Annotated in this window: 19 protein-coding genes and 2 pseudogenes; 11 read left to right on the plus strand and 10 right to left on the minus strand. The window is 59.3% G+C overall.

The window, feature by feature from the left end:
* Positions 1 to 5 precede the first annotated feature (5 nt).
* Positions 6 to 2,750, minus strand: coding sequence for an aconitate hydratase AcnA (gene acnA, locus BF12_RS0104480; RefSeq protein WP_024951232.1), 2,745 nt, complete (start codon positions 2,748 to 2,750; stop codon positions 6 to 8).
* 17 nt (positions 2,751 to 2,767) lie between these two features.
* Positions 2,768 to 3,025, minus strand: a complete 258-nt coding sequence (locus BF12_RS0104485; RefSeq protein WP_024951233.1) for a hypothetical protein — start codon at positions 3,023 to 3,025, stop codon at positions 2,768 to 2,770.
* 10 nt (positions 3,026 to 3,035) lie between these two features.
* Here BF12_RS0104485 and BF12_RS21555 point away from each other — a divergent pair, with 10 nt between their 5' ends.
* The 3 genes from BF12_RS21555 (at position 3,036) to trxB (ending at position 5,616) form a co-directional block, all read left to right on the plus strand.
* Positions 3,036 to 3,401, plus strand: coding sequence for a zinc ribbon domain-containing protein (locus BF12_RS21555; protein ID WP_024951234.1), 366 nt, complete (start codon positions 3,036 to 3,038; stop codon positions 3,399 to 3,401).
* Positions 3,402 to 3,644: 243 nt separating this feature from the next.
* Positions 3,645 to 4,247, plus strand: a complete 603-nt coding sequence (locus BF12_RS0104495) for a peroxiredoxin (RefSeq protein ID WP_024951235.1) — start codon at positions 3,645 to 3,647, stop codon at positions 4,245 to 4,247.
* Positions 4,248 to 4,659: 412 nt separating this feature from the next.
* The gene (trxB, locus tag BF12_RS0104505; protein WP_024951236.1) at positions 4,660 to 5,616 is read left to right on the plus strand and encodes a thioredoxin-disulfide reductase; all 957 of its coding nucleotides are present in this window, start codon (positions 4,660 to 4,662) and stop codon (positions 5,614 to 5,616) included.
* A 106-nt stretch (positions 5,617 to 5,722) separates the two neighbouring features.
* Here trxB and BF12_RS0104510 read toward each other — a convergent pair whose 3' ends face one another.
* On the minus strand, positions 5,723 to 5,980 hold the full coding sequence (locus BF12_RS0104510; RefSeq protein WP_051510737.1) for a SlyX family protein: 258 nt from the start codon (positions 5,978 to 5,980) through the stop codon (positions 5,723 to 5,725).
* Positions 5,981 to 6,476: 496 nt separating this feature from the next.
* Between BF12_RS0104510 and BF12_RS23095 the strand changes: the two genes are divergently transcribed.
* On the plus strand, positions 6,477 to 6,941 hold the full coding sequence (locus tag BF12_RS23095; protein ID WP_024951238.1) for a cold-shock protein: 465 nt from the start codon (positions 6,477 to 6,479) through the stop codon (positions 6,939 to 6,941).
* 131 nt (positions 6,942 to 7,072) lie between these two features.
* Here BF12_RS23095 and BF12_RS0104520 read toward each other — a convergent pair whose 3' ends face one another.
* The 7 genes and pseudogenes from BF12_RS0104520 to map all read right to left on the minus strand — a co-directional run bounded on the left by BF12_RS0104520 (position 7,073) and on the right by map (position 15,173).
* The gene (locus tag BF12_RS0104520; protein WP_024951239.1) at positions 7,073 to 7,498 is read right to left on the minus strand and encodes a hypothetical protein; all 426 of its coding nucleotides are present in this window, start codon (positions 7,496 to 7,498) and stop codon (positions 7,073 to 7,075) included.
* Positions 7,495 to 8,691 carry a succinyl-diaminopimelate desuccinylase gene (gene dapE / locus BF12_RS0104525; protein WP_035159090.1) on the minus strand — a complete coding sequence of 399 codons (1,197 nt, stop codon included), beginning with the start codon at positions 8,689 to 8,691 and terminating at the stop codon, positions 7,495 to 7,497. Before dapE ends, BF12_RS0104520 begins: the two co-directional genes overlap by 4 nt.
* Before the next feature lie 152 nt (positions 8,692 to 8,843).
* Positions 8,844 to 9,869, minus strand: coding sequence for a 2,3,4,5-tetrahydropyridine-2,6-dicarboxylate N-succinyltransferase (gene dapD, locus BF12_RS0104530; protein WP_024951241.1), 1,026 nt, complete (start codon positions 9,867 to 9,869; stop codon positions 8,844 to 8,846).
* A gap of 38 nt (positions 9,870 to 9,907) precedes the next feature.
* Complete coding sequence (locus tag BF12_RS0104535) at positions 9,908 to 10,264, minus strand: arsenate reductase (RefSeq protein ID WP_024951242.1); 357 nt, start codon at positions 10,262 to 10,264, stop codon at positions 9,908 to 9,910.
* A 37-nt stretch (positions 10,265 to 10,301) separates the two neighbouring features.
* Entirely contained in the window at positions 10,302 to 11,501 is a 1,200-nt protein-coding gene (dapC, locus tag BF12_RS0104540; protein ID WP_024951243.1) for a succinyldiaminopimelate transaminase, read from the minus strand.
* 165 nt (positions 11,502 to 11,666) lie between these two features.
* Positions 11,667 to 14,378: a [protein-PII] uridylyltransferase gene (locus tag BF12_RS0104545; RefSeq protein WP_024951244.1), complete on the minus strand. Its 2,712-nt coding sequence runs from the start codon at positions 14,376 to 14,378 to the stop codon at positions 11,667 to 11,669.
* Between the two features lie 5 nt (positions 14,379 to 14,383).
* A pseudogene (gene map / locus BF12_RS18685) lies at positions 14,384 to 15,173 on the minus strand (type I methionyl aminopeptidase).
* A 313-nt stretch (positions 15,174 to 15,486) separates the two neighbouring features.
* Between map and rpsB the strand changes: the two are divergent.
* The 7 genes and pseudogenes from rpsB (at position 15,487) to ispC (ending at position 21,517) form a co-directional block, all read left to right on the plus strand.
* Positions 15,487 to 16,221, plus strand: a complete 735-nt coding sequence (gene rpsB, locus BF12_RS0104555) for a 30S ribosomal protein S2 (protein WP_024951245.1) — start codon at positions 15,487 to 15,489, stop codon at positions 16,219 to 16,221.
* A gap of 180 nt (positions 16,222 to 16,401) precedes the next feature.
* Positions 16,402 to 17,270 (plus strand): annotated as a pseudogene (tsf, locus tag BF12_RS18690) (translation elongation factor Ts).
* Between the two features lie 116 nt (positions 17,271 to 17,386).
* On the plus strand, positions 17,387 to 18,127 hold the full coding sequence (gene pyrH / locus BF12_RS0104565; RefSeq protein WP_024951246.1) for a UMP kinase: 741 nt from the start codon (positions 17,387 to 17,389) through the stop codon (positions 18,125 to 18,127).
* 4 nt (positions 18,128 to 18,131) lie between these two features.
* Positions 18,132 to 18,689, plus strand: a complete 558-nt coding sequence (frr, locus tag BF12_RS0104570) for a ribosome recycling factor (protein ID WP_024951247.1) — start codon at positions 18,132 to 18,134, stop codon at positions 18,687 to 18,689.
* Positions 18,690 to 18,744: 55 nt separating this feature from the next.
* Positions 18,745 to 19,488 carry a polyprenyl diphosphate synthase gene (uppS, locus tag BF12_RS0104575; RefSeq protein ID WP_024951248.1) on the plus strand — a complete coding sequence of 248 codons (744 nt, stop codon included), beginning with the start codon at positions 18,745 to 18,747 and terminating at the stop codon, positions 19,486 to 19,488.
* Positions 19,488 to 20,291, plus strand: coding sequence for a phosphatidate cytidylyltransferase (locus BF12_RS0104580; RefSeq protein ID WP_024951249.1), 804 nt, complete (start codon positions 19,488 to 19,490; stop codon positions 20,289 to 20,291). The genes uppS and BF12_RS0104580 overlap by 1 nt, the downstream gene beginning before the upstream one ends.
* Positions 20,288 to 21,517, plus strand: coding sequence for a 1-deoxy-D-xylulose-5-phosphate reductoisomerase (gene ispC / locus BF12_RS0104585; RefSeq protein WP_024951250.1), 1,230 nt, complete (start codon positions 20,288 to 20,290; stop codon positions 21,515 to 21,517). Before BF12_RS0104580 ends, ispC begins: the two co-directional genes overlap by 4 nt.
* Positions 21,518 to 21,589 lie beyond the last annotated feature (72 nt).

The following is a 21,589-nucleotide window of genomic DNA, read 5'->3' on the forward strand; positions in this document are numbered from 1 at the left end:
GAGGATTACAGCATGCCGCGCAGCACGTACTGAAGGATACCGCCGTGGCGGTAGTACTCCAGCTCGTTATCGGTATCGATGCGGCACAGCGCCTCGACTTTCTGCTCGCCTTTCTTGCCCTTGAAAGTCACCTTGACCTTGCCGCCAGCGCTCAGATCATTCAATCCGCTGATACTGACTTCTTCGTCACCAGTCAGCCCCAGCGATTGACGGCTCTCGCCTTTAGGGAACTGCAGCGGTACCACGCCCATGCCAATCAGGTTGGAGCGGTGGATGCGCTCGTAAGATTCGGCAATCACCGCACGCACGCCCAGTAGCAGGGTGCCCTTGGCTGCCCAGTCACGTGAGGAGCCGGTACCGTATTCCTTGCCCGCCACCACAACCAGAGGGGTCTTGTCCTCGGCGTACTTCATGGCAGCATCGTAGATCGCCATCTGTTCGCCGGACGGCACGTGACGTGTCTCGCCGCCCTCGACGTCATCGAGCATCTCGTTACGGATACGCACGTTGGCGAAGGTGCCGCGCATCATCACTTCGTGGTTACCACGGCGTGAACCATAGGAGTTGAAGTCCTTGACCTCGACACCGTGCTCCTTGAGGTAGCGACCCGCTGGACTATCCGGCTTGATGGCGCCAGCCGGCGAAATGTGGTCGGTGGTCACCGAGTCGCCAAGCATGGCCAGTACACGGGCGTTCTCGACGTCCTTGATGGGTTCCGGCTCACGGCCCATGCCTTCGAAGAATGGAGGATGCTGAATGTAGGTGGAGTCTTTCCATTCATACACCTCGGCTTCCGGGACTTCGATGGCCTGCCAGGTTTCGTCGCCATTGAAGACCTCGGCGTACTCCTTGCGATACATGTCGGTACGCACCTGCTCGACAGCCGTGGCAATTTCCGCTTGGGTCGGCCAGATGTCCTTGAGGAAGACATCATTGCCCTCGGTATCCTTGCCCAGCGGCTCCTTGGAGAGGTCGGTACGCACGGTGCCGGCTAGCGCATAGGCGACCACCAAGGGCGGCGACGCCAACCAGTTGGTGCGCACGTTGGGATGCACGCGGCCCTCGAAGTTGCGGTTGCCCGATAGCACCGAGGCGACCGTCAGGTCTCGCTCGTTGATGGCAGCTTCGACGGGGTCAGGCAGTGGGCCGGAGTTACCGATACAGGTGGTGCAGCCGTAGCCGACCAGATTGAAGCCCAGCGCGTTGAGATCTTCCTGCACACCGGCGGACGTCAGATATTCGGTGACCACCTTGGAGCCCGGTGCTAGCGAGGTCTTGACCCATGGCTTGCTGCGCAGGCCCTTCTCACGCGCCTTGCGTGCCACCAGACCAGCGGCCAGCATTACGCTGGGGTTGGAGGTGTTGGTGCAGGAGGTGATGGCCGCGATGACGACATCACCGTGATCAAGGCGGAAGGTTTCGCCCTCAAGTTCACTGTAACCGGCGTCCTTGCCATAGCTTTGCTCGACATCGACGGCGGTCTGGCCGCCTTCGGAAAGCCACTTGCCTTCTTCGATATCCGGCACCTCACCAAGCTGCTCATCGAGAATCTTTTCGAAGACTTGCTTGATGTCGGTCAGTGCGACGCGGTCCTGCGGACGCTTGGGGCCCGCGAGGCTGGCCACGACTTCAGTCATGTCCAGCTCAAGAGTATCGGAGAACACCGGCTCGTGACCGGGCTCACGCCACAGGCCTTGCTCTTTGGCATAGGCCTCGACCAACGCGATCTGCTCGTCGGAGCGGCCAGACAGACGCATGTAGTTGAGCGTCTCGCCATCCAGAGGGAAGAAACCGCAGGTAGCCCCATACTCCGGTGCCATGTTGGCGATGGTGGCGCGATCTGCCAGCGGCAGGTCATCGAGGCCATCACCATAGAACTCGACGAACTTGCCGACCACACCACGGCTTCTCAGCATCTGGGTGACGGTCAGCACCAGATCCGTGGCGGTGATGCCTTCGTTGAGCTTGCCGTTCAGCTTGAAGCCGACCACTTCGGGAATCAGCATCGATACCGGCTGACCGAGCATGGCAGCTTCCGCTTCGATGCCACCAACCCCCCAGCCAAGTACACCCAGACCGTTGATCATGGTGGTGTGAGAGTCAGTGCCGACCAGGGTATCGGGATACGCGAATGTCTTGCCGTCTTCTTCACGGGTAAAGACCGCACGTCCCAGGTACTCGAGATTGACCTGGTGGCAGATGCCAGTGCCTGGCGGTACGACGGAGAAGTTGTCGAAGGCCTGCTGGCCCCAGCGCAGAAACTCGTAGCGCTCGCGGTTGCGCTCCATCTCGATACGCACGTTGTCCTTGAAGGCCGAGGCATCACCGTAGTGATCCACCATCACCGAGTGATCGATGACCAGATCAACTGGCGTCAGCGGATTGACCTTCTCTGGATCAGCGCCCAGCTTCTTGACGGCATCACGCATCGAGGCCAGATCAACCACGCCCGGCACACCGGTGAAGTCCTGCATCAGCACGCGAGCGGGGCGATAGCCGATCTCATGTGTGCTGGAGGCGGTCTTCTGCCAGTCTGCCAATGCCTTGATGTCAGCCTTGGTAGCGGTCTCGCCGTCTTCAAAGCGCAGCTGATTTTCCAGCAGTACCTTGAGCGTGAAGGGCAGGCGCGTCAGGTCACCCAGCGTCTCGGCCGCTTTCTTCAGCGAGTAGTAGTGATACTGCTTGTCTCCAACTTTCAGTTCCGAGAGCGTGTTGAGCGAATCCAGTGACTGAGAGTGCTGGGAACCCATGATTCTCCTCCTTGTCATTATCTTGCCCGGTCCGACAACTGATGATTCATCACGCAGCTATCTCGAACAGCGATGTCAGGTGCTGTCTGGCCGGATGCGAAGCGTCGCAGGCGAGCGATATCCAAATCGCCAATGTCGGCATAGTTAAAGCTATGGTCATCATGTGACAGGAATTCAAGCATTCGCAACGCATTGGCCGCAGTATAAGTAAGGAACCCCGCGTCGCGTTCGCTGCCATACAGGTGAGAGTCGGCGGTCGCCGATACTGAAGTCATGGAGGTTGCCATGCGTAATGATACCACTGAACGCCCGGAGCCCACGGGGCTGCCGGATGATGATGAAGTGCTGGATGCTGCCGTTGAGCAATGGCTGGCGGAGCATTCTGCTGGCCAGCCCGATGAATGGCCAGGGCATGAGTTACTCGAGAGTGAAGGAGAGGAGGCGACCAATGATGCGCTGCATGAAGCCGAGATCAACTGCCCTTACTGCGATACTCCCTTCACGTTGTTTCTTGATCTCGATGAAGGCAGCTTGCTGAATATTGTCGATTGCGAACGTTGCTGTCAGCCGATTCAGGTACGCCAGCATGTCGATCCGGTCAGTGGTGAGCTGGAGGGGTTGGATATCGGTCAGGACGACGACGTTCTATAATCCAGACGCCGCACGATTCCTCTAGCAGGATATTCTGGTCATGCAGTGCTTTGGCTTCATAGTGCGAGTACCCTTGCCGGAAGGTGTTTGGTAGCACTGTCATTGAGCTGCCATAGCCAATTTCTATGATGCTAATTGTGGCAAACATTTGGCATCCGCCACGTGTGACGATTAGTCTGTGTGGCGATTCATCACAAAGGCAGCCCGCTGCCTTTAACATCATCATTTCCTCAGGAGATCACCATGAGCGTATTGGTCGGACGTCAAGCCCCGGATTTCGAAGCCGCAGCAGTACTGGGCGACGGCACCATCGTTGACAACTACAAGCTGTCCGATTCCAAGGGCAAGCTACGCGTGCTGTTCTTCTGGCCGCTGGATTTCACCTTCGTATGCCCGTCTGAAATCATCGCCCACGACAACCGTCTGGCGAAGTTCAAGGAACTCGGCGTTGAAGTCATCGGTGTGTCCATCGATTCCCAGTTCACTCACCACGCATGGCGCAAGACCTCTCCGGACGCTGGCGGCATCGGTGAAGTCGGCTTCCCGATCGTGGCTGACGTCAAGCACGAAATCGTCCAGGCCTACGGCATTGAGCATCCGGAAGCAGGCGTCGCGCTGCGCGCTTCCTTCTTGATCGACGAAGATGGTGTCGTTCAGCACCAGGTCGTCAACAACCTGCCACTGGGCCGTAACGTCGACGAGATGGTCCGCATGGTCAAGGCCCTGCAGTTCCACCAGACCAACGGCGAAGTTTGCCCGGCAGGCTGGGAAGAAGGTCAGGAAGGCATGAAGGATACTGCTGAAGGCGTCGCTAAGTATCTGGCAGGCCACTCCAGCAGCCTGTAAGCCGCTAGGCTGTCCTTCGGTAAGTTGATTGCCGAGCGACTTGTCATCTACCTCTCGACACTCTCGCGAGGTAGATGACGCAGAAGCCGCTGCCTCTGGCGGCGGCTTCTGCATTTCTGATCTGAATGCTTGGTCTGCATATCAAGGGAGGAAGGCGTCAGTCATAAGCTTCTGCCATGCCGGTCTGAGGCCAATGCTGAAAGCCGTCGCTGTCTGCGCTACCCTGCCAATCCTGTTGCGCGAGCATCAGGTGTCTTATCACTACATGCAGTGCACTGAGCCATGTTGATCGCCTGTCATCACGTGGTGTGCCATTCGATGGCCTGCATCGCTCAGTACATTGACTGGCTTGCTGTCCCGCGCGCGGATGGCAAGCCGATGCCATCTGTTTTATCTGTTATCGAGGTCATCCATGAGTAATGTCCGTCACGAACGCCTGATCATTCTCGGTTCCGGCCCAGCGGGTTACACCGCTGCCGTCTATGCTGCGCGCGCCAACCTCAAGCCGCTGCTGATCACTGGCCTGCAGATGGGTGGTCAGCTGACCACCACGACTGATGTCGATAACTGGCCGGGTGATGACGCTGGCGTTCAGGGGCCAGAGCTGATGGAGCGCATGCGCCGTCATGCTGAGCGCTTCGAGACCGAAGTGCTGTTTGATCACATCAATGAAGTCACGCTTGGCGAGCGTCCGTTCATGCTCAAGGGCGACAATGGCAGTTATACCTGCGATGCGCTGATCATCGCCACCGGTGCCAGTGCCCAGTATCTGGGCCTGCCGAGCGAGCAGCAGTTCATGGGCCAGGGCGTATCGGCCTGTGCAACCTGCGATGGCTTCTTCTATCGCAATCAGGAAGTCGTGGTCGTCGGTGGCGGCAATACTGCCGTCGAGGAAGCGCTGTATCTGTCCAATATCGCTTCCAAGGTCACGCTGGTGCACCGTCGTGACAGCCTGCGTGCTGAGAAGATTCTGCAGGACAAGCTGTTCGAGAAGGTCAAAAACGGCAACATGGCCATCGAATGGCATCACGCGCTTGATGAAGTGTTGGGCGACAACTCTGGTGTGACCGGCGTGCGTCTCCGTCAGATCGAGAGTGGTGCCACCAAGGACATGAATGTCATGGGTGTGTTCATCGCTATTGGCCACCGTCCGAACACCAGCCTGTTTGAAGGCCAGCTTGATATGCAGGGCGGCTATCTCAAGGTGCAGTCTGGTCTGGAAGGCAATGCTACCCAGACCAGTATCCCTGGCGTATATGCCTGCGGCGATGTGATGGATCACGTCTATCGTCAGGCCATCACGTCAGCAGGCACTGGTTGCATGGCCGCGCTGGATGCCGAACGTTATCTGGATGATCTGATCGCCTGATGAGCCACTAGCTCATGCCCGACAGAATGACTGACCGGCCCCGCGGCCTTGCTGCGGGGCCGGTTTACGTTGCAGAGCGGGTTTGCCTGACTCGATCCTGAAAAGATCAGTAGTGAGGCGGCAGCTCGTCTTGCAACGGCGTGTGATCTTCGCTTTCCCTCTGGACTCCCTCGTTGACTGGCTCACGTAGGGAGCGAAGCTGAGTCGCCATCAATGCATTAAGACGCTCAAGTGACTCTATCTGACGCTGCTGAGTGATCACCGTACGGTCTAGCGTGTCGAGCCAGTCATCCTGATGAGCGAGGCGAGACTCGAGAGCTTCCAAGCGGGTTTCAAGCTCAGGATCGAGAGAGGTTGGCATCATCAATGCGCTCCGCTGAGATGTGATAGTTAAGGCGTCGAGTCAGAAGTGCTGTCGTGCCATGAAGAATGATAAGGGTTGAAGTATTGCACCTGAGTAGCATCAGGCGTGCATGGGTGAGCGTGATAGACTGATTATGGTGCGATTTACTCCTTTTTCGTGTAACGCACCTGTTGACGGTAAAAGATGGCGTCGAGGTCTCCTCGAAGCTTTCTACTGCCGGTTCCATCGACTGATGCAGGGTAACCTGCACCACGAGCCAAGACGTGGTCAACCTGTCACTCCTTGTGTCAGTGCGGGCTACGGGCACCGCCGTGAGGCGCTGCGTTCAGACAGATTTCCCGACACCCCAGCGGGCCTTTTGCAAGTCACCGCCGGGTATCCGGGTCGCTGTCCTTGCTGCGACTGAGGCAGAATATTCTGATACGGATCATCTGAAGCACTGCCTTCTGCCCTGTCGCGATCTACCTACATCCATTACTTGAGAGAGTTTATCTTGATGAGTTCCAAGACGTTCTTCCGTTGTTTCATCATCAGTGTGTTGCTGGCACTGCCGGCACCGTTGCTGATTGCTGTCTTCATTACGCTGACCGGTGGCGAGTTGGCTACCACGCTGAACGATGCATTGAGTGTGCCGGGTTTTGAGCTGGCTTATGCAGCTGCCGCTGCTGCTGTCTTTATTCTGCTATTGGTCGCGACGCTAGCCATTCCGGCGCTGTCACCGCGTACTGCTGCCATGGCTGAAGTCGAAGACGACGATCGTGAGATCGGCGAGGTCAAGTGGTTCAACGTCAACAAGGGTTACGGCTTCGTGACTCGTGAGAGTGGTGAAGATGTTTTCGTTCACTTCCGTGCCATTCGTGGCAAGGGCCATCGCACGTTGGCTGAAGGTCAGAAAGTGCGTTATCACATCATCAGTAATGAACGTGGCCTGCAGGCTGATGATGTCACTGTCATCACCTGATCAGTGACATGGTCTCCTGAGCAGTACGGGAGACCATGGTGAAAACAAGAACGCCCCGCAGGCTCTGTCTGCGGGGCGTTCTTGTATCTGGCGATGATGCATTGGCTAACGAGCAAGAGCGGCGTATTTGCTCAACCCTTGTCGGGCCAGGTAAAGGCCTCTTCGCTACCATCCGGCAAGATGCGATAAAAGCGGTCTGGCTCATCGCCGGGCTGCCAGCTGCCTAGCGAGCAGCGGCTCTCTACCTGTAGGGCAGCGGCAACAGCGCGGGCGCAGTCCACATCACGTGCCCATGGTGTTGCTGCACTGTCGAACCATAGACTAGCGAAGCCATTGGCCACTTTTTCTACCACCAGCAATGCAATGTCGTCACCATCACGTGTCAGGCGTGTGCGATGCTGAAGTCTGCCTGCGGGTTGAAATACCACCACCTGCCCGAACAGTTCGCTCAGCCAGGCACCGAGCGCCTCGAGGCTGAGCGGCTTCAGATAGATTTCGATATCTGGATACTGCTCATCGCCAGCATCGGCGTCGATAGTGTCAATGGTATGGCTCATGCCGTGGCCTCACGGGTCGTGGGGACGAACAGGTATTCGAGGATGTGCTCATAGGCGCTGGAGAGTTGATCCAGATCGCTGGCCATCACACGTTCGTCAATCTTGTGAATGGTGGCATTGACCGGGCCTAGCTCAACGACCTGAGTGCCGAGGGTTGCGATGAAGCGTCCATCGGAGGTGCCGCCAGAGGTGGACAACACTGGCTTGCGACCCAGTGCACGCGCCACGCCGTGGATGGCAGCATCGACCAGCGCACCCTCCGGCGTCAGGAAGGGCTCGCCGTTCAAGGTCCAGTCGATCTCCACGTCCAGCCCGTGCGCCGCGAGAATTTCGTGGGTGCGACGTTTGAGATCATCAGCTGTCAGCGCGGTGGAGTAGCGGAAGTTGAATACGACTTCCAGCTCACCGGGAATGACATTGGTTGCGCCGGTGCCGCCACGAATGTTGGAAATCTGGAAGCTGGTCGCCGGAAAGAACTCATTGCCGTCGTCCCAATGCTCAGCGGTCAGTGCGGTCAGCGCCGGTGCTGCTTCGTGGATCGGGTTGCGTGCCAGGTGAGGATAGGCGACATGGCCTTGAACGCCGCGCACACGCATCACCGCGCCCAGTGAGCCACGGCGGCCATTTTTGATGACGTCACCGGCATAGTCGGTGGAGGACGGTTCGCCGACGATGCAATAGTCGAGACGCTCGTGGTGTTCACGTAGATATTCGACCACCGCACGGGTGCCGTGGACTGCAGGGCCTTCTTCATCAGACGTGATCAGGAAGGCGATACGGCCTTCGTGGTCCGGGTACGCAGTCACGAAGCGTTCGGTGGCGGTCAGCATCGCCGCCAGTGAACCCTTCATGTCAGCCGCGCCACGGCCACACAGGAAGCCGTCAGCGTCGATGCACGGCGAGAATGGCGGGTACTGCCAGTTGGCCTCAGGGCCGGTCGGTACGACGTCGGTATGGCCAGCGAAGGCCATTACAGGGCCATGATGGCCGCGCACCGCCCAGAAATTCTCGACATCGCCGAACGGCAAGCGTGTGATCTCGAATCCGATGGCTTCCAGACGTTTGATCATCAGTGCCTGGCAATCCAGGTCATCTGGCGTGACGGAGGGGCGTTCGATCAGGTCGAACGCCAGCTCCAGTGTCGGTGAGAGGTCAGAAGGGCGTGGCGGAAGCGGTGCGTGTGAATCAGTCATCATGGGCCATCGCTGCAGGCGTCGTCGCGAGGAGCGACAGCGCGGAATTCGGGGGGAGTGACGTAGATCGTCAGACTGGCCCGGACGCGTCCGGGCCAGAAGGTACCGCGAGTGGCCGGAAAGTCATGTCCGACAGTCACTCGCCACACGCATCAGTTGTGTGCGTGCAGGGCATCATTGAGTGCGATGGCGCTCTTGTTGGTGAGGCACTCGACACGGCCGGTGACGGAGTTGCGACGCAGTAGCAGGTCGTCCTGGCTCGCCAGCTCACGTGCCGCGACCGTCTCGACTTCCTGACCTTTGTTGTCGAAGACCATGACCTTGGTACCGGCGGTGATGTAGAGGCCAGCTTCCACGGTGCAGCGATCGCCCAGCGGGATGCCGATACCGGCGTTGGCACCGATCAGGCAGCCTTCGCCGACCTTGATGACGATGTTGCCGCCACCGGACAGGGTGCCCATGGTGGAACAGCCGCCGCCCAGGTCAGAGCCCTTGCCGACGAAGACGCCCGCGGCGATGCGGCCTTCGATCATGCCCGGGCCTTCGGTGCCGGCATTGAAGTTGCAGAAGCCTTCGTGCATCACGGTGGTGCCTTCACCCAGATAGGCACCCAGACGCACACGTGAGGTGTCGGCGACGCGAATGCCGGTCGGCACCACGTAGTCGGTCATCTTCGGGAACTTGTCGACACAGTCCACGGACAGGGTGCGACCTTCCAGGCGAGCCTTGAGGCGACGCGCCGGCAGTTCTTCGATGTCGATGGCACCTTCGCTGGTCCAGGCGACATTCTTGAGCAGTCCGAACATGCCGGTCAGGTCGATGCCGTGCGGGCGAACCATGCGGTGGGACAGCAGGTGCAGCTTGAGGTAGACCTCCGGCACGCTCTGCGGTGCGGCGTCTTCCTCGATGAACATGGCGACCAGCGGGCGCTGGGAGGCCGCCAGGCTTTCAGCCAGCTCAGCCTGAGCGCTGTCACCGGCGTCACGCAGGGCGCTGGCCAGTGCGGCGCAGTGTTCCGGCAGGAAGCTGGTGGCGGTGGTGCCAGCCGGCGCGTCCAGTGCCTTGCGAGCGGCGTCAGCGACGGCAGCGTTCGGCGTATGCAGCGGGGCAGGATAGTAGACTTCCAGCCAGTCGCCGGTGGTGTTCTGGGTGCCGATTCCGAGGGCAAGGCTCAACATCGTGTCAATCTCCAGGGTGTCCAGTAAAAAAGAGGGTGTCAGTCTTGCGGTTCATAGACCGCTTTGTCATAGCCGATCACCAGATCCACCTCATCTTCGGCATGATGTCGCTCGAGAATGGGGCGCTTGATCAGGGTCGGATGCTCCAGCATCAGCGCACGTGCACTGTTGGCATCGATGCTGTCACGTTGTTCATCGCCTAGCGCGCGCCAGCTGGTGCTGCGCTTGTTGAGCAGATTGCTCCATGCGGTGCGCTCCAGCCAGAATTCCAGCAGGCTGGCGGAGAGGCCGTCCTCGCGCAGGTCGTGCCAGCGATAGGGCACTCCTTGAGTATCGAGTGCGCGACGTGCCTTGCGGCAGGTGTCGCAGGTCTTGATGCCGTAGAGCACGTGCATGACGATCTCCTTGAGTGGCCTTGAGAAATAGCAGAGCTCAGTGGATGCGTTCCACGAAACGACGCAGGCGCTGGGCGGCTTCGATGGTCTGTTCAAGCTCGGCCACCAGTGCCAGACGAATGCGTCCTGCTCCCGGATTCACGCCGTTCACTTCACGTGCCATATAGCTGGCGGGCAGTACGCCCACGGCCTCTTCGCGCAGCAGATCACGCGTGAAGGCAGCATCGTCTCCACCTGGTACGGCGGGATAGAGGTAGAAGCTGGCTTCGGGGGTCGGGAAGTCCATTACCGGTGCCAATATCTTGGTCACCGCGGCAAATTTCTCGCGGTAGGCATCACGGTTGGCTAGCACGTGCGCCTCGTCATTCCAGGCGGCAATGGAGGCGTACTGGTGATGTTGCGGCATCGCGCAGCCATGATAGGTGCGGTAATGACGGAAGCGACGGATCACCTCACCATCGCCGGCCACGAAACCGGAGCGTAACCCCGGCAGGTTGGAGCGCTTGGACAGCGAGTGGAAGACCACGCAGCGCGCGTAGTCATCGCGACCCATGGCGGCACAGGCTTGCAGCAGGCCTGGCGGCGGTGTGGATTCGTCGAGATACAGCTCCGAATAGCACTCATCAGAGGCGATCAGGAAGTCGTGCTCATCCGCGAGGCGAATCAGCTGCTGGAAGTCGGCCAGCGGCGTTACCGCGCCGGTGGGATTGCCCGGCGAGCAGATGAAGACGATTTGGGTGTCACGCCAGACATCGGCCGGCACCGCGGCGTAGTCGGGGCGGAAGCCGTTCTCGGCGGGGCAGGGCAGGTAGGTCACTTCACCACCGGCCAGTAACGTCGCACCTTCATAGATTTGATAGAAAGGATTTGGCACCAGTACGCGCGCAGGGCGGGTGCGGTCCAGCGCGGCCTGGATGAAGGAAAATAGCGCTTCGCGGGTACCGGTGACCGGCAGCACCTGTCGCTCGATATCGGGTGTGGCATTGAGTGAGAAGCGACGCTCTAACCACTGGGCGATGGCTGTGCGCAGCTCCGGCATGCCACCGGTAGCGGGGTATTTGGCCACGCCCATGATGTGCTCGCGCAGGGTGTCGAGTACGAACTCGGGCGGTGCATGGCGTGGCTCGCCAATGGTCAGTGCGATAGGTTCCAGCGCCGGGTTAGGGGCGATGCCTTCTCGCAGCTTGGCCAAGGTTTCAAACGGGTAGGGCTTGAGCTGGTCGAGATCCGGATTCATGCACATTCCATGGGTGATGGCCGTGGGCGTGACGCATAGGGCCGAGCAAGAGGAAAAGGCGTCCGGCGACTGTGTTGGACGGCCATGCAAGTCGATTCGCAATTATAAGGAAGCGAGGCGGTACCCTCAATCGTGTGCGCGCCGCCCAGCCTCTCTATGTGCTATCTAGCCGCGTTCGCCGACTTCAAGGACCTCCGTCAGAGCGTCGCGCAGGCGCTCCTGACGAGCAGGGTCAGTAATGGGGTCGCCGTCGCGATCAGTGATGAAGAAGATATCTTCTACCCGCTCGCCAAGGGTGACGATCTTGGCGGCATCGATGGCGATTTCTTGCTCCATGAACACACGGCCGATGCGCGCCAGCAGGCCCGGGCGGTCCGAGGCGACCACTTCCAACACGCTGCGACCGTTGGTGTAATCCTGGCTGAGCGTGATGCGTGGCGCGATGCGGAAATGCTTGAGCTGACGCGGCGTATGGCGATTGACGATCACCGAGTAGTCATCCGGATCATCCAGCTCTTCGACCAGATGGGTGCGGATGTCGGCGAGACGTGCGGCGTCGCGGATCGGCTCACCGTCATCGTCGAGCAGGATGAAGGTGTTGAGCGTCCAGTTGTGACTGGAGGTGGCGATGCGTGCGTCGTGGATCGAGAGTCCCAACTGCTCCAGTGCCGCCGCCGTGGCGGCAAACAGGTTGTCCACCGAGCGGGTATGGATGAAGACCTTGGTGCCACCTTCGGTCATCTCTTCGGTCGGTGCGCTGGTCAGCACCAATGGCAGCGGCTCACCGTTTGCGTCGTACTGGGGAGCGGCCTGGCGCGCGAGAATGCCCTGGGTATGCCATGCGACTTCACTGGGGGCGTAGCGCACGAAATAGTCATCGCCCAGGCTGGCCCACAGCGCCTCGGCATCGCTGCGTGTGGTGCCCATGCCGATCAGTAGCGAGAGTGCTTCTTCACGTGTTTCAGCAATCCACTCGTGACGCTCCGGTGGATGTTCTAACCCGCGTCGTAGTGCGCGTCGGGTTTCCATGTGTAGCTGACGTAATAGCGATGCACGCCAGCCGTTCCACAGCGAGGGGTTGGTGGCGTTGATATCAGCTACCGTCAGCACGTAGAGATAATCCAGATGCGTCTCGTCACCGACGATTTCAGCAAAGCGCGTGATGATTTCCGGGTCGGCGATGTCTTGCTTTTGAGCGGTCATTGACATCAGTAGGTGATGGCGCACCAGCCAGCTCAGCGTACGGGTATCACGCAGGCTGAGTGCATGGCGCTGCGCAAAGTCTTCTACCTCGAGCGCTCCAAGTTCTGAGTGATCGCCACCACGCCCTTTGCCGATATCGTGATAGAGCCCAGCGATCCACAGCAGTTCCAGCTTGGGCAGTTCACGAATCAGGGCGGCCGCAACCGGAAACTCTTCCTCGGCATCTGGCGCGCGAAATTCCTGCGCGACCTTGAGCAGGCGCAGCGTATGAGCATCCACCGTATAGACATGGAACAGATCGTGCTGCATCAGCCCCACGGCACGACCGAAGGCCGGTAGATACTTGCCGAGAATCCCGTAGCGCGCCATGCGCTTGAGTACGCGGGGCACGTTGCCGCCGCAGCGCATCAGCTCCATGAACAGGCTCTGATGGCGGACATCGTCACGGAAGGCATCATCGATCTGATGGCGATGATCGCGCAGCGCACGGATGGTGTCAGCGCGCACGCCTTCGATTTCCGGATGCTGCGCCATTAGCAGAAATAGCTCCAGCAGCGCGGCAGGACGCCGCCGAAACACACCTTCTTCGCGCAGGCTGATATAGCCACTGCGAATCTCGAAACGTGCATTGAGCGGTATGGTGCTGACGGATTCATCGCGCCGTAGAATTGCCTCATCGAAATGCTGCAGCAGCATGTCGTTGAGGCCGGCCAGCGCGGTGACGTGACGGTAGTAGCGCTTCATGAACTGCTCGACCGCGAGGTGCTCCGGCGTGTCGATGAAGCCAAATAGCTCAGCGATAGCACGCTGGTGATCGAATAACAGGCGGTCCTCGGCGCGGCCGGCCAGCATGTGCAGGGCAAAGCGTACCTGCCACAGGAAGGCCTGGCCCTGGCTGAGGATGCGCAGCTCGGCATCGTTCATGAAACCCAACTCGACGAGATTGTCGTAGCGCTCAACCCCGAAGTGGCGTTTGGCGACCCAACCGATCATCTGGATATCGCGCAGCCCGCCCGGTGATGACTTGATGTTGGGCTCGAGGTGATACTCGGTGTTGGCGAACTTGTGGTGACGAGTGATTTGCTCCTGCCACTTGGCCTCGAAGAAGGCCTCGGCTGGCCACAGGTGTTCGGTCGCCAGCCGTTCGCGCATGGCTTCGCGTAGCCGCTGAGGCCCGGCGACAATGCGCGACTCGAGCAAGTTGGTGATGACGGTGACATCAGCGCGTGCCTCACGCTCGCAATCATTCAACGAGCGCACTGACTGGCCGATCTCGAGCCCGATATCCCATAAGAAGGTGATGAAGGCGGACAGCGCTTCGCGATAGTGCGTGTCATCGTCCTGCTCCAATAGCAGCAACAGGTCGATATCAGAATGAGGGTGCAGTTCGCCGCGGCCATAGCCGCCCACGGCGAGCAGTGCAATACCCGTGTCCGGCCAGGCCTGTCGATGCCAAGCGATGGCCAGCAGGCGGTCCAATGCGCGGGCACGACCATGAATGAGGTCGCGGATATCGGCGCCTGCCTTGAAGCGGGTTTCAAGCCGCTCCTGAACCTGCGCCAATGCCCGCTTGAACAGTGGGATGGGCGTCTTCGTCGTGGCCAGCTCGCGATCGAAGGTGGCGGCGTCGTAAAGCGCTTCGCGTTCGACGAAGTGGTAGTGGTGCAGGAGCATCGTGATCAACCCTCGAGGAAGGAGAAGTCCTCTTCATCGCGACGCGTGAGCACCTCGACGCCGGTAGCCGTGACCAGCAGTGTATGTTCCCACTGGGCAGACAGGCTCTTGTCCTTGGTGACAGCGGTCCAGTCATCCTTGAGGACTTTCACCTTGTAGCCGCCGACATTGACCATCGGTTCGATGGTCAGGCACATGCCTTCGAGTAGCTCTGCGTCAGCACGTGCTTCATAGCCATCATAATGCAGCACCTGCGGATCTTCATGGAAGCCAGCACCGATGCCGTGGCCACAGAAGTCGCGCACGACACTATAACCTGCGGACTCTGCATGTTTTTGAATGACACGCCCCAGTTCTGACAGTCGTACGCCCGGCGTACCAGTTCAATGCTCTTGTAGAGGCATTCCTGGGTGACGCGGCACAGGCGCTCGGCCTGGATGGTCGGCTCGCCGACGATGTACATCTTTGAGGTGTCGCCGTGGTAGCCATCCTTGATCACGGTGATATCGATGTTGAGGATATCGCCCTTTTTCAGCTTCTTGTTGTCATCAGGGATGCCGTGACACACCACATGGTTGATCGAGGTGCAGATGGACTTGGGGAAGCGTGATAATCGAGCGGTGCCGGAATGCAGCCCTGAATCTCGGTGATGTGATGGTGCGCGATGCTGTTGAGTTCGCCGGTAGTGGCTCCGGCACGAACGTGTTCGTCGAGCATTTCCAGTACTTCGGCCGCCAGACGGCCGGCGACGCGCATCTTGTCGATTTCTTCAGCTGTCTTGATGGGAATGTTCATGAGGACTCGAGGTGGGAATGAGGGAGGCGAAACGCCGCTAGACCGCGCGTGGCGGGGTGGCGACTGGATGGGTCGCATATCCGCCAGGACATCGACGACTTCATATCGCAGTTGAGCTATGGTATAAAGCCGCGCGCTTTCCTGCAAATTTACCCGACAGGTCACCTCTAGGCAGACCAAACGGCAATCGCTTGCAGAAACGCGTACATAACCCCAATCCACACACGTTCCGTCACATGGTCCCGGGTGCCGCGCAAGCGGTCGGATCCATGGGGGACGTGGAGGCCCAACCCGATATCCAGGAGATATTCACATGGCGCAAGTCAACATGCGCGATCTGCTCAAGGCAGGCGCACACTTCGGTCACCAGACCAAGTACTGGAACCCGAAGATGTCCAAGTTCATCTTCGGCGCTCGCAACAAGATCCACATCATCAACCTTGAGCACACCCTGCCGGCACTGAATGAAGCCGTCGCTGTGGTCGAGAAGATGGCTGCCAATGGCAACAAGATCATGTTCGTGGGCACCAAGCGCGCTGCCGGCAAGATCATCAAGGAAGAAGCTCGCAAGTCAGGCCAGCCGTACGTCAACCATCGTTGGTTGGGCGGCATGCTGACCAACTTCAAGACGATCCGTCAGTCCATCAAGCGTCTGCGTGAACTCGAGCAGATGCATGAAGACGGTACCTTCGCGAAGCTGACCAAGAAAGAAGTCCTGATGGCCACTCGTGAGCAAGACAAGCTCGAGCGTTCCATCGGCGGTATCAAGGACATGGGCGGCCTGCCGGACGCAATGTTCGTGATCGACGTTGACCACGAGCGCATCGCGATCAACGAAGCCAACAAGCTGGGCATCCCGGTCATCGGCGTCGTCGATACCAACTCCAACCCGGACGGCGTGGACTACGTCATCCCGGGTAACGATGACTCCATCCGCGCCATCCAGATCTATGTCCAGGCAATTGCAAACGCCTGTGGCAAGAACAAGGAAGAAGAGCTGGCCGGTGAGTTCGTCGAAACTGCGGCTGAAGAAGACGCAGCAGAGTGATCCTGGCGGCTTGATCTGACTGTCACACACGCTGCGCTACACTAAGTGCGGCATGGCCTAGCCAAGCGGCAGTCAGGTCAGGCAATGAGGGGGCCACGGCCCCCTCATTTGCGACCGCCTTGTGCGGTCGTGACCGAATTCCCGTATTCAAAGACGTCGACACGACAGAGGTTTCATCCCATGGCAGCTATCAGTGCATCTATGGTAAAGGAACTGCGTGAGCGTACTGCGCTCGGCATGATGGAATGCAAGAAGGCTCTTACCGAAGCCGGTGGTGACATCGAGCTGGCGATTGAGAACCTGCGCAAGAACTCCGGCTTGAAGGCCTCCAAGAAAGCTGGCCGTGTGGCCGCTGAAGGCGCCATCGTCATCAAGGTCGCCGACGATGCCAGCTATGGTGTGATGGTCGAAATCAACTCCGAGACCGACTTCGTCGCTCGTGATGACAATTTCAAGGCCTTCACCAACCTGATCGCCGATCGCGTGTTCGCTACCAAGAACACCGATATCGCCTCCCTGATGGAAGGTGAGCTGGAAGATACTCGTGGCCAACTGGTTCAGAAGATCGGTGAGAATATCTCCGTTCGTCGTGCTGCAGTGGTCGAAGCGCCTGCTGGCGGTGTCGTCGGTGGTTACGTCCACGGCGGTCGTATCGCTGCGCTGACGCTGCTCACCGGTGGTACTGGTGAAGTGGCCAAGGACGTTTCCATGCACGTCGCAGCCGTCAATCCGGTCTGTGCACGTCCGTCCGACATGCCGCAGGAACAGATGGACGCAGAAAAGGCCATCATCCTTGCTCAGCCGGACATGGCTGGCAAGCCGGCAGAAATCGCCGAGAAGATGTCCCTGGGTCGTCTGAAGAAGTATCTGGCTGAGAACAGCCTGACCGAACAGCCGTTCGTCAAGGATCCGAACCAAACCGTCGCCGAGTTTACCAAGCCGCCGGTGGTGAAGTGGTGTCCTTCGTACGCATGGAAGTCGGTGAAGGTATCGAGAAGGAAGAAGTCGACTTCGCAGCTGAAGTCCGGGAGCAGGTCAGCCGCGCGTAATGGCTGACTGATTCCGTTCTCACGATGGCGTGCGCATAGTCGCACGCCATCGTGTATCTGGCCCCCGCCTTCGGGCCACCCCGTTCCCCGTAGTGTCAGTATCAGGAGAGTTTCGCATGGCCACCATTCCCGCTGAACGCAATGCCAAGTACAAGCGCATACTGCTCAAGCTTTCCGGTGAGGCCCTGATGGGCGATGGCGAGTTTGGTATCGATCCCAAGGTGCTTGATCGCATGGCGCTGGAAATCGGTCAGTTGGTGGGTATCGGCGTCCAGGTCGGCATCGTGATCGGTGGCGGTAACCTGTTCCGCGGCGCAGCCCTGCAGGCAGTTGGTATGGAGCGTGTGACCGGTGATCATATGGGTATGCTGGCGACTGTCATGAATGGTCTGGCGCTGCGCGATTCTCTTGAGCGCTCCAATATTCGCTCTCGCGTGATGTCTGCCATTCCGATGAGTGGTGTGGTCGAGCATTACGATCGCCGTACCGCGATTCGCTATCTGACGTCGGGAGATGTGGTCATCTTCTCCGCCGGAACCGGTAACCCGTTCTTCACGACCGATTCCGCGGCCTGTCTGCGTGGTATCGAGATCGATGCAGACGCGGTCATCAAGGCAACCAAGGTCGATGGTGTCTACGACAAGGATCCGGTCAAATATCCGGATGCCGTGAAGTACGACAGTCTGAGCTACGACGACGCACTTGATCAGAAGCTTGGCGTGATGGATTTGACCGCCATCTGTCTGGTGCGTGACCATGACATGCCGGTGCGGGTGTTCAACATGAACAAGGTAGGCGCGCTGCTCAACCTGGTGGTGGGTGGCAAGGAAGGCACGCTGATTGACAGAAGAGGGTAAGTTTGTGATCAACGACATCAAGAAAGACGCCGAAGCACGTATGAAGAAGACCATCGAGTCTCTCGGTGCCGCCTTCAGCAAGATCCGTACGGGGCGTGCGCATCCGAGTATTCTGGATGCCGTGACCGTCGATTATTATGGCAGTCAGGTACCGCTGAATCAGGTGGCGAACATCACCACCGAAGACGCGCGTACCCTGACAGTTGTGCCGTGGGAAAAGCCTATGGTGCAGAAGGTCGAGAAGGCGATCATGACCTCCGACCTGGGCCTCAACCCGTCTTCTAACGGTGACGTGATTCGTGTCCCGATGCCGATGCTGACGGAAGAGACGCGCCGTGGTTACACCAAGCAAGCGCGCGCTGAAGCCGAAAACGCCCGTGTTGCACTCCGCAATGTTCGTCGTGATGCCAACGGCGACATCAAGAGCCTGCTCAAGGACAAGGACGTGTCCGAGGACGATGCACGTCGCGGAGAAGATGAGATCCAGAAGCTGACCGACAAGTATGTGGCGGAAGTCGACAGTGCTCTGGAGCACAAGGAAACCGACCTGATGCAGGTCTGATCGGGTCTGTCGCCGGCGCTCTGTCGGCGGCATCCGGTGCTCGTAGTGAGACCCCATGACGTCACCGAATTCCCTCTCTACGCCACGCCATGTGGCGATCATCATGGACGGCAACAACCGCTGGGCAAAATCCCGCGGCTGGGCAGGCATACGCGGCCATCGTGCCGGTGCCGAGACCGTCCGCAGTACCATTCGTCGCGCTGCTGAGCAGGGCGTCGAGGTGCTGACCCTTTTTGCTTTCTCCAGTGAAAACTGGAAGCGTCCGGCCAATGAGGTCAGCGCGCTGATGGAATTGTTCCTCATGGCGCTCAAGCGTGAGGTCAAGAAGCTTCATCGTCATGATATTCGCCTCTCCGTCATCGGTGAGCGCAGTCGTTTTTCCAGTTCTATTCAGAAGCATATTCAGAGCGCCGAAGACATGACGCGCGATAACCGCGGCATGCACGTGGTGATCTGTGCCAACTACGGTGGCCGCTGGGATATCGCTGAGGCGGCTCGTCGTCTGGCGGAGCAGGTCGAGCGTGGTGAGCTGATGGCAGCCGATATCAACGAAGAGCGTTTAGGAGCTGAGGTATGTCTGCATGAGTTGCCGGAAGTGGATCTATGTATCCGCACCAGCGGCGAGCAGCGTATCTCCAACTTCCTGATTTGGCAGTTGGCCTACGCCGAGTTCTACTTCTCGCCGGTGCTATGGCCTGATTTCGATGCGGCGGCCTTTGATGAGGCGCTCAATGCCTATGCCCTGCGTCAGCGTCGTTATGGCATGACCAGCGAACAACTCGACGCCGAGGGGCTCTAGTGCTCAGACAACGTATTATTACCGCAGTTATCCTCGCGCCACTGGCACTGTTGGGGTTGTTCGGCCTCGATGGCGCGCCCTTTGCCGTCTTTACCGGCGGCATAGTGGCGCTGGGCGCTTGGGAATGGGCCAATCTATCCGGTGTGAGTGCGGGTAAGGCTCGTCTGCTATTTCCGCTGACACTGGTCGTTCTGATGCTGCTGGCGGGTATGTCGGATGGTCTTGAAGCACGTTGGCCGCTGTATCTGGCGGCGATGGCATGGGCAATCAATCTGCGCTGGGTGATGCGCTATCCCGCTGCAAGTCAGGAATGGCGTGCAACAGGCGTGCGTCTGGGCGTGGGTGCATTGGCATTGCTGCCGACCTGGTTTGGGCTCATTCAGCTCAAGGCCGGTGGTGCTGAGTGGCTGCTGTACGTACTTCTGATGGTGTGGGCGGCGGATATCGGTGCCTATTTCTCTGGCAAGCGATTCGGAAAGCGCAAGCTGGCGCCACGTGTCAGTCCGGGCAAGTCCTGGGAAGGCGTCTACGGCGGGCTGGTCGCCACCGGATTGCTGGCCACCGGCTATGCACTGGCAGGGCAGGCCGACTGGCTGCCGCTGCTGGTGGTCACGCTGGGGGTGACGGCTGTCTCGGTACTGGGAGATCTGCTCGAGAGCATGTTCAAGCGTGAGCGGAAGCTGAAGGACTCCAGTCAGCTGTTACCGGGGCATGGTGGCATCATGGACCGTATCGATAGCCTGACAGCAGCAGTGCCGATGTTCGCACTATTGCTGCCATGGATCCTGGGAGGTGGCGCATGAGTGCCGCCGCCCCCCTTCCTGCTCGACAGCGCATTACTATCCTCGGTGCTACTGGCTCCATCGGGTCCAGCACGCTGGATGTGATAACGCGCCACCCTGAGCGCTACTGCGTACACGCCCTGAGCGCCGCCAGCCGGCATGAAGCGTTGTTGGCGCTGTGCCTGACGCACCGGCCTCAGGTGGTCGTGATCGGGTCTGCTGGCGCAGCAGAAGTGCTGCGTGAAGCACTGTCAGGTATTGAGAGCTATACCGGTGCGCCGATCGAAGTCCGTTACGGTGAGCAGGCGTTGGTCGATATCAGCGAAGCGCCTGAAGTCGACAGCGTGATGGCGGCGATTGTCGGTGCCGCAGGCTTGCTGCCGACGCTGGCCGCTGTGCGTGCTGGCAAGCGTGTCTTGCTGGCCAACAAGGAGGCGCTGGTGTGTGCCGGTCAGTTATTCATGGATGCTGTGAAGCAGCATGGTGCGACCTTGCTGCCGATCGATTCCGAGCACAACGCCATCTTCCAATGCCTGCCGGCTCAGCATCGAGAAGGACTTGCCCCGATCGGCGTCGAAAAATTATTGCTGACGGCGTCTGGTGGCCCCTTTCGTGATGAAACGGAGTGGCCGCCAGAGCGTCTGGCAGCGGTAACACCAGCACAGGCCTGCGCGCATCCCAACTGGTCGATGGGGCGCAAGATTTCAGTGGATAGCGCCACCTTGATGAACAAGGGGTTGGAGCTGATTGAGGCTTGCTGGCTATTCGCCTGTCGCCCCGATGACATTCAGGTCGTAGTGCACCCACAGAGCGTCATTCACTCAATGGCAGCTTATAGCGATGGCTCGGTACTGGCGCAGATGGGTAACCCGGACATGCGTACGCCGATTGCCTACGCGCTGGCATGGCCGGAACGCATCGATGCTGGTGTCGAACCCCTCGATCTGTTTCAGGTTGCGCGGCTCGATTTTCGCGCCGCCGATGAAGAGCGTTTCCCGTGTCTGCGGTTGGCGCGTGAAGCTATTGCGGCGGGCGGTACCTGGCCTGCGGTGATGAATGCTGCCAATGAAGTCGCTGTCGCGGCATTCCTTGAAGGCCAGCTGGCCTTTGATCGTATCCCCCTGCTGGTTGAGGCGGTGATGCAGGCGCGACCACCTCAGGTGGTGGATGGCCTTGAGGTCATCTTGTCTGAAGATGCCTCTGCACGTGAACTGGCCAGCGCACAGCTTGCCGTTCTCGGTCCCTGAGTCGTACCTTGGCCCGCCTGCCACTCTCGATATGAGAAGCGGTGGGCGGGCTGCCCATGTCGGGCACTAATT

This window comes from Cobetia crustatorum (genome assembly GCF_000591415.1).
GTDB lineage: Bacteria > Pseudomonadota > Gammaproteobacteria > Pseudomonadales > Halomonadaceae > Cobetia > Cobetia crustatorum.

Coding starts and splice junctions, on each gene's coding strand:
- BF12_RS0104495 (WP_024951235.1), top strand. CDS start 3,645: ATGAGCGTATTGGTCGGACGTCAAGCCCCGGATTTCGAAGCCGCAGCA.
- BF12_RS21555 (WP_024951234.1), top strand. CDS start 3,036: ATGCGTAATGATACCACTGAACGCCCGGAGCCCACGGGGCTGCCGGAT.
- acnA (WP_024951232.1), bottom strand. CDS start 2,750: ATGGGTTCCCAGCACTCTCAGTCACTGGATTCGCTCAACACGCTCTCG.
- dapE (WP_035159090.1), bottom strand. CDS start 8,691: ATGACTGATTCACACGCACCGCTTCCGCCACGCCCTTCTGACCTCTCA.
- ispC (WP_024951250.1), top strand. CDS start 20,288: ATGAGTGCCGCCGCCCCCCTTCCTGCTCGACAGCGCATTACTATCCTC.
- dapD (WP_024951241.1), bottom strand. CDS start 9,869: ATGTTGAGCCTTGCCCTCGGAATCGGCACCCAGAACACCACCGGCGAC.
- pyrH (WP_024951246.1), top strand. CDS start 17,387: ATGGCCACCATTCCCGCTGAACGCAATGCCAAGTACAAGCGCATACTG.
- dapC (WP_024951243.1), bottom strand. CDS start 11,501: ATGAATCCGGATCTCGACCAGCTCAAGCCCTACCCGTTTGAAACCTTG.
- BF12_RS0104510 (WP_051510737.1), bottom strand. CDS start 5,980: ATGATGCCAACCTCTCTCGATCCTGAGCTTGAAACCCGCTTGGAAGCT.
- BF12_RS0104545 (WP_024951244.1), bottom strand. CDS start 14,378: ATGCTCCTGCACCACTACCACTTCGTCGAACGCGAAGCGCTTTACGAC.
- uppS (WP_024951248.1), top strand. CDS start 18,745: ATGACGTCACCGAATTCCCTCTCTACGCCACGCCATGTGGCGATCATC.
- BF12_RS0104535 (WP_024951242.1), bottom strand. CDS start 10,264: ATGCACGTGCTCTACGGCATCAAGACCTGCGACACCTGCCGCAAGGCA.
- BF12_RS0104520 (WP_024951239.1), bottom strand. CDS start 7,498: ATGAGCCATACCATTGACACTATCGACGCCGATGCTGGCGATGAGCAG.
- BF12_RS0104485 (WP_024951233.1), bottom strand. CDS start 3,025: ATGACTTCAGTATCGGCGACCGCCGACTCTCACCTGTATGGCAGCGAA.
- rpsB (WP_024951245.1), top strand. CDS start 15,487: ATGGCGCAAGTCAACATGCGCGATCTGCTCAAGGCAGGCGCACACTTC.
- BF12_RS23095 (WP_024951238.1), top strand. CDS start 6,477: ATGAGTTCCAAGACGTTCTTCCGTTGTTTCATCATCAGTGTGTTGCTG.
- trxB (WP_024951236.1), top strand. CDS start 4,660: ATGAGTAATGTCCGTCACGAACGCCTGATCATTCTCGGTTCCGGCCCA.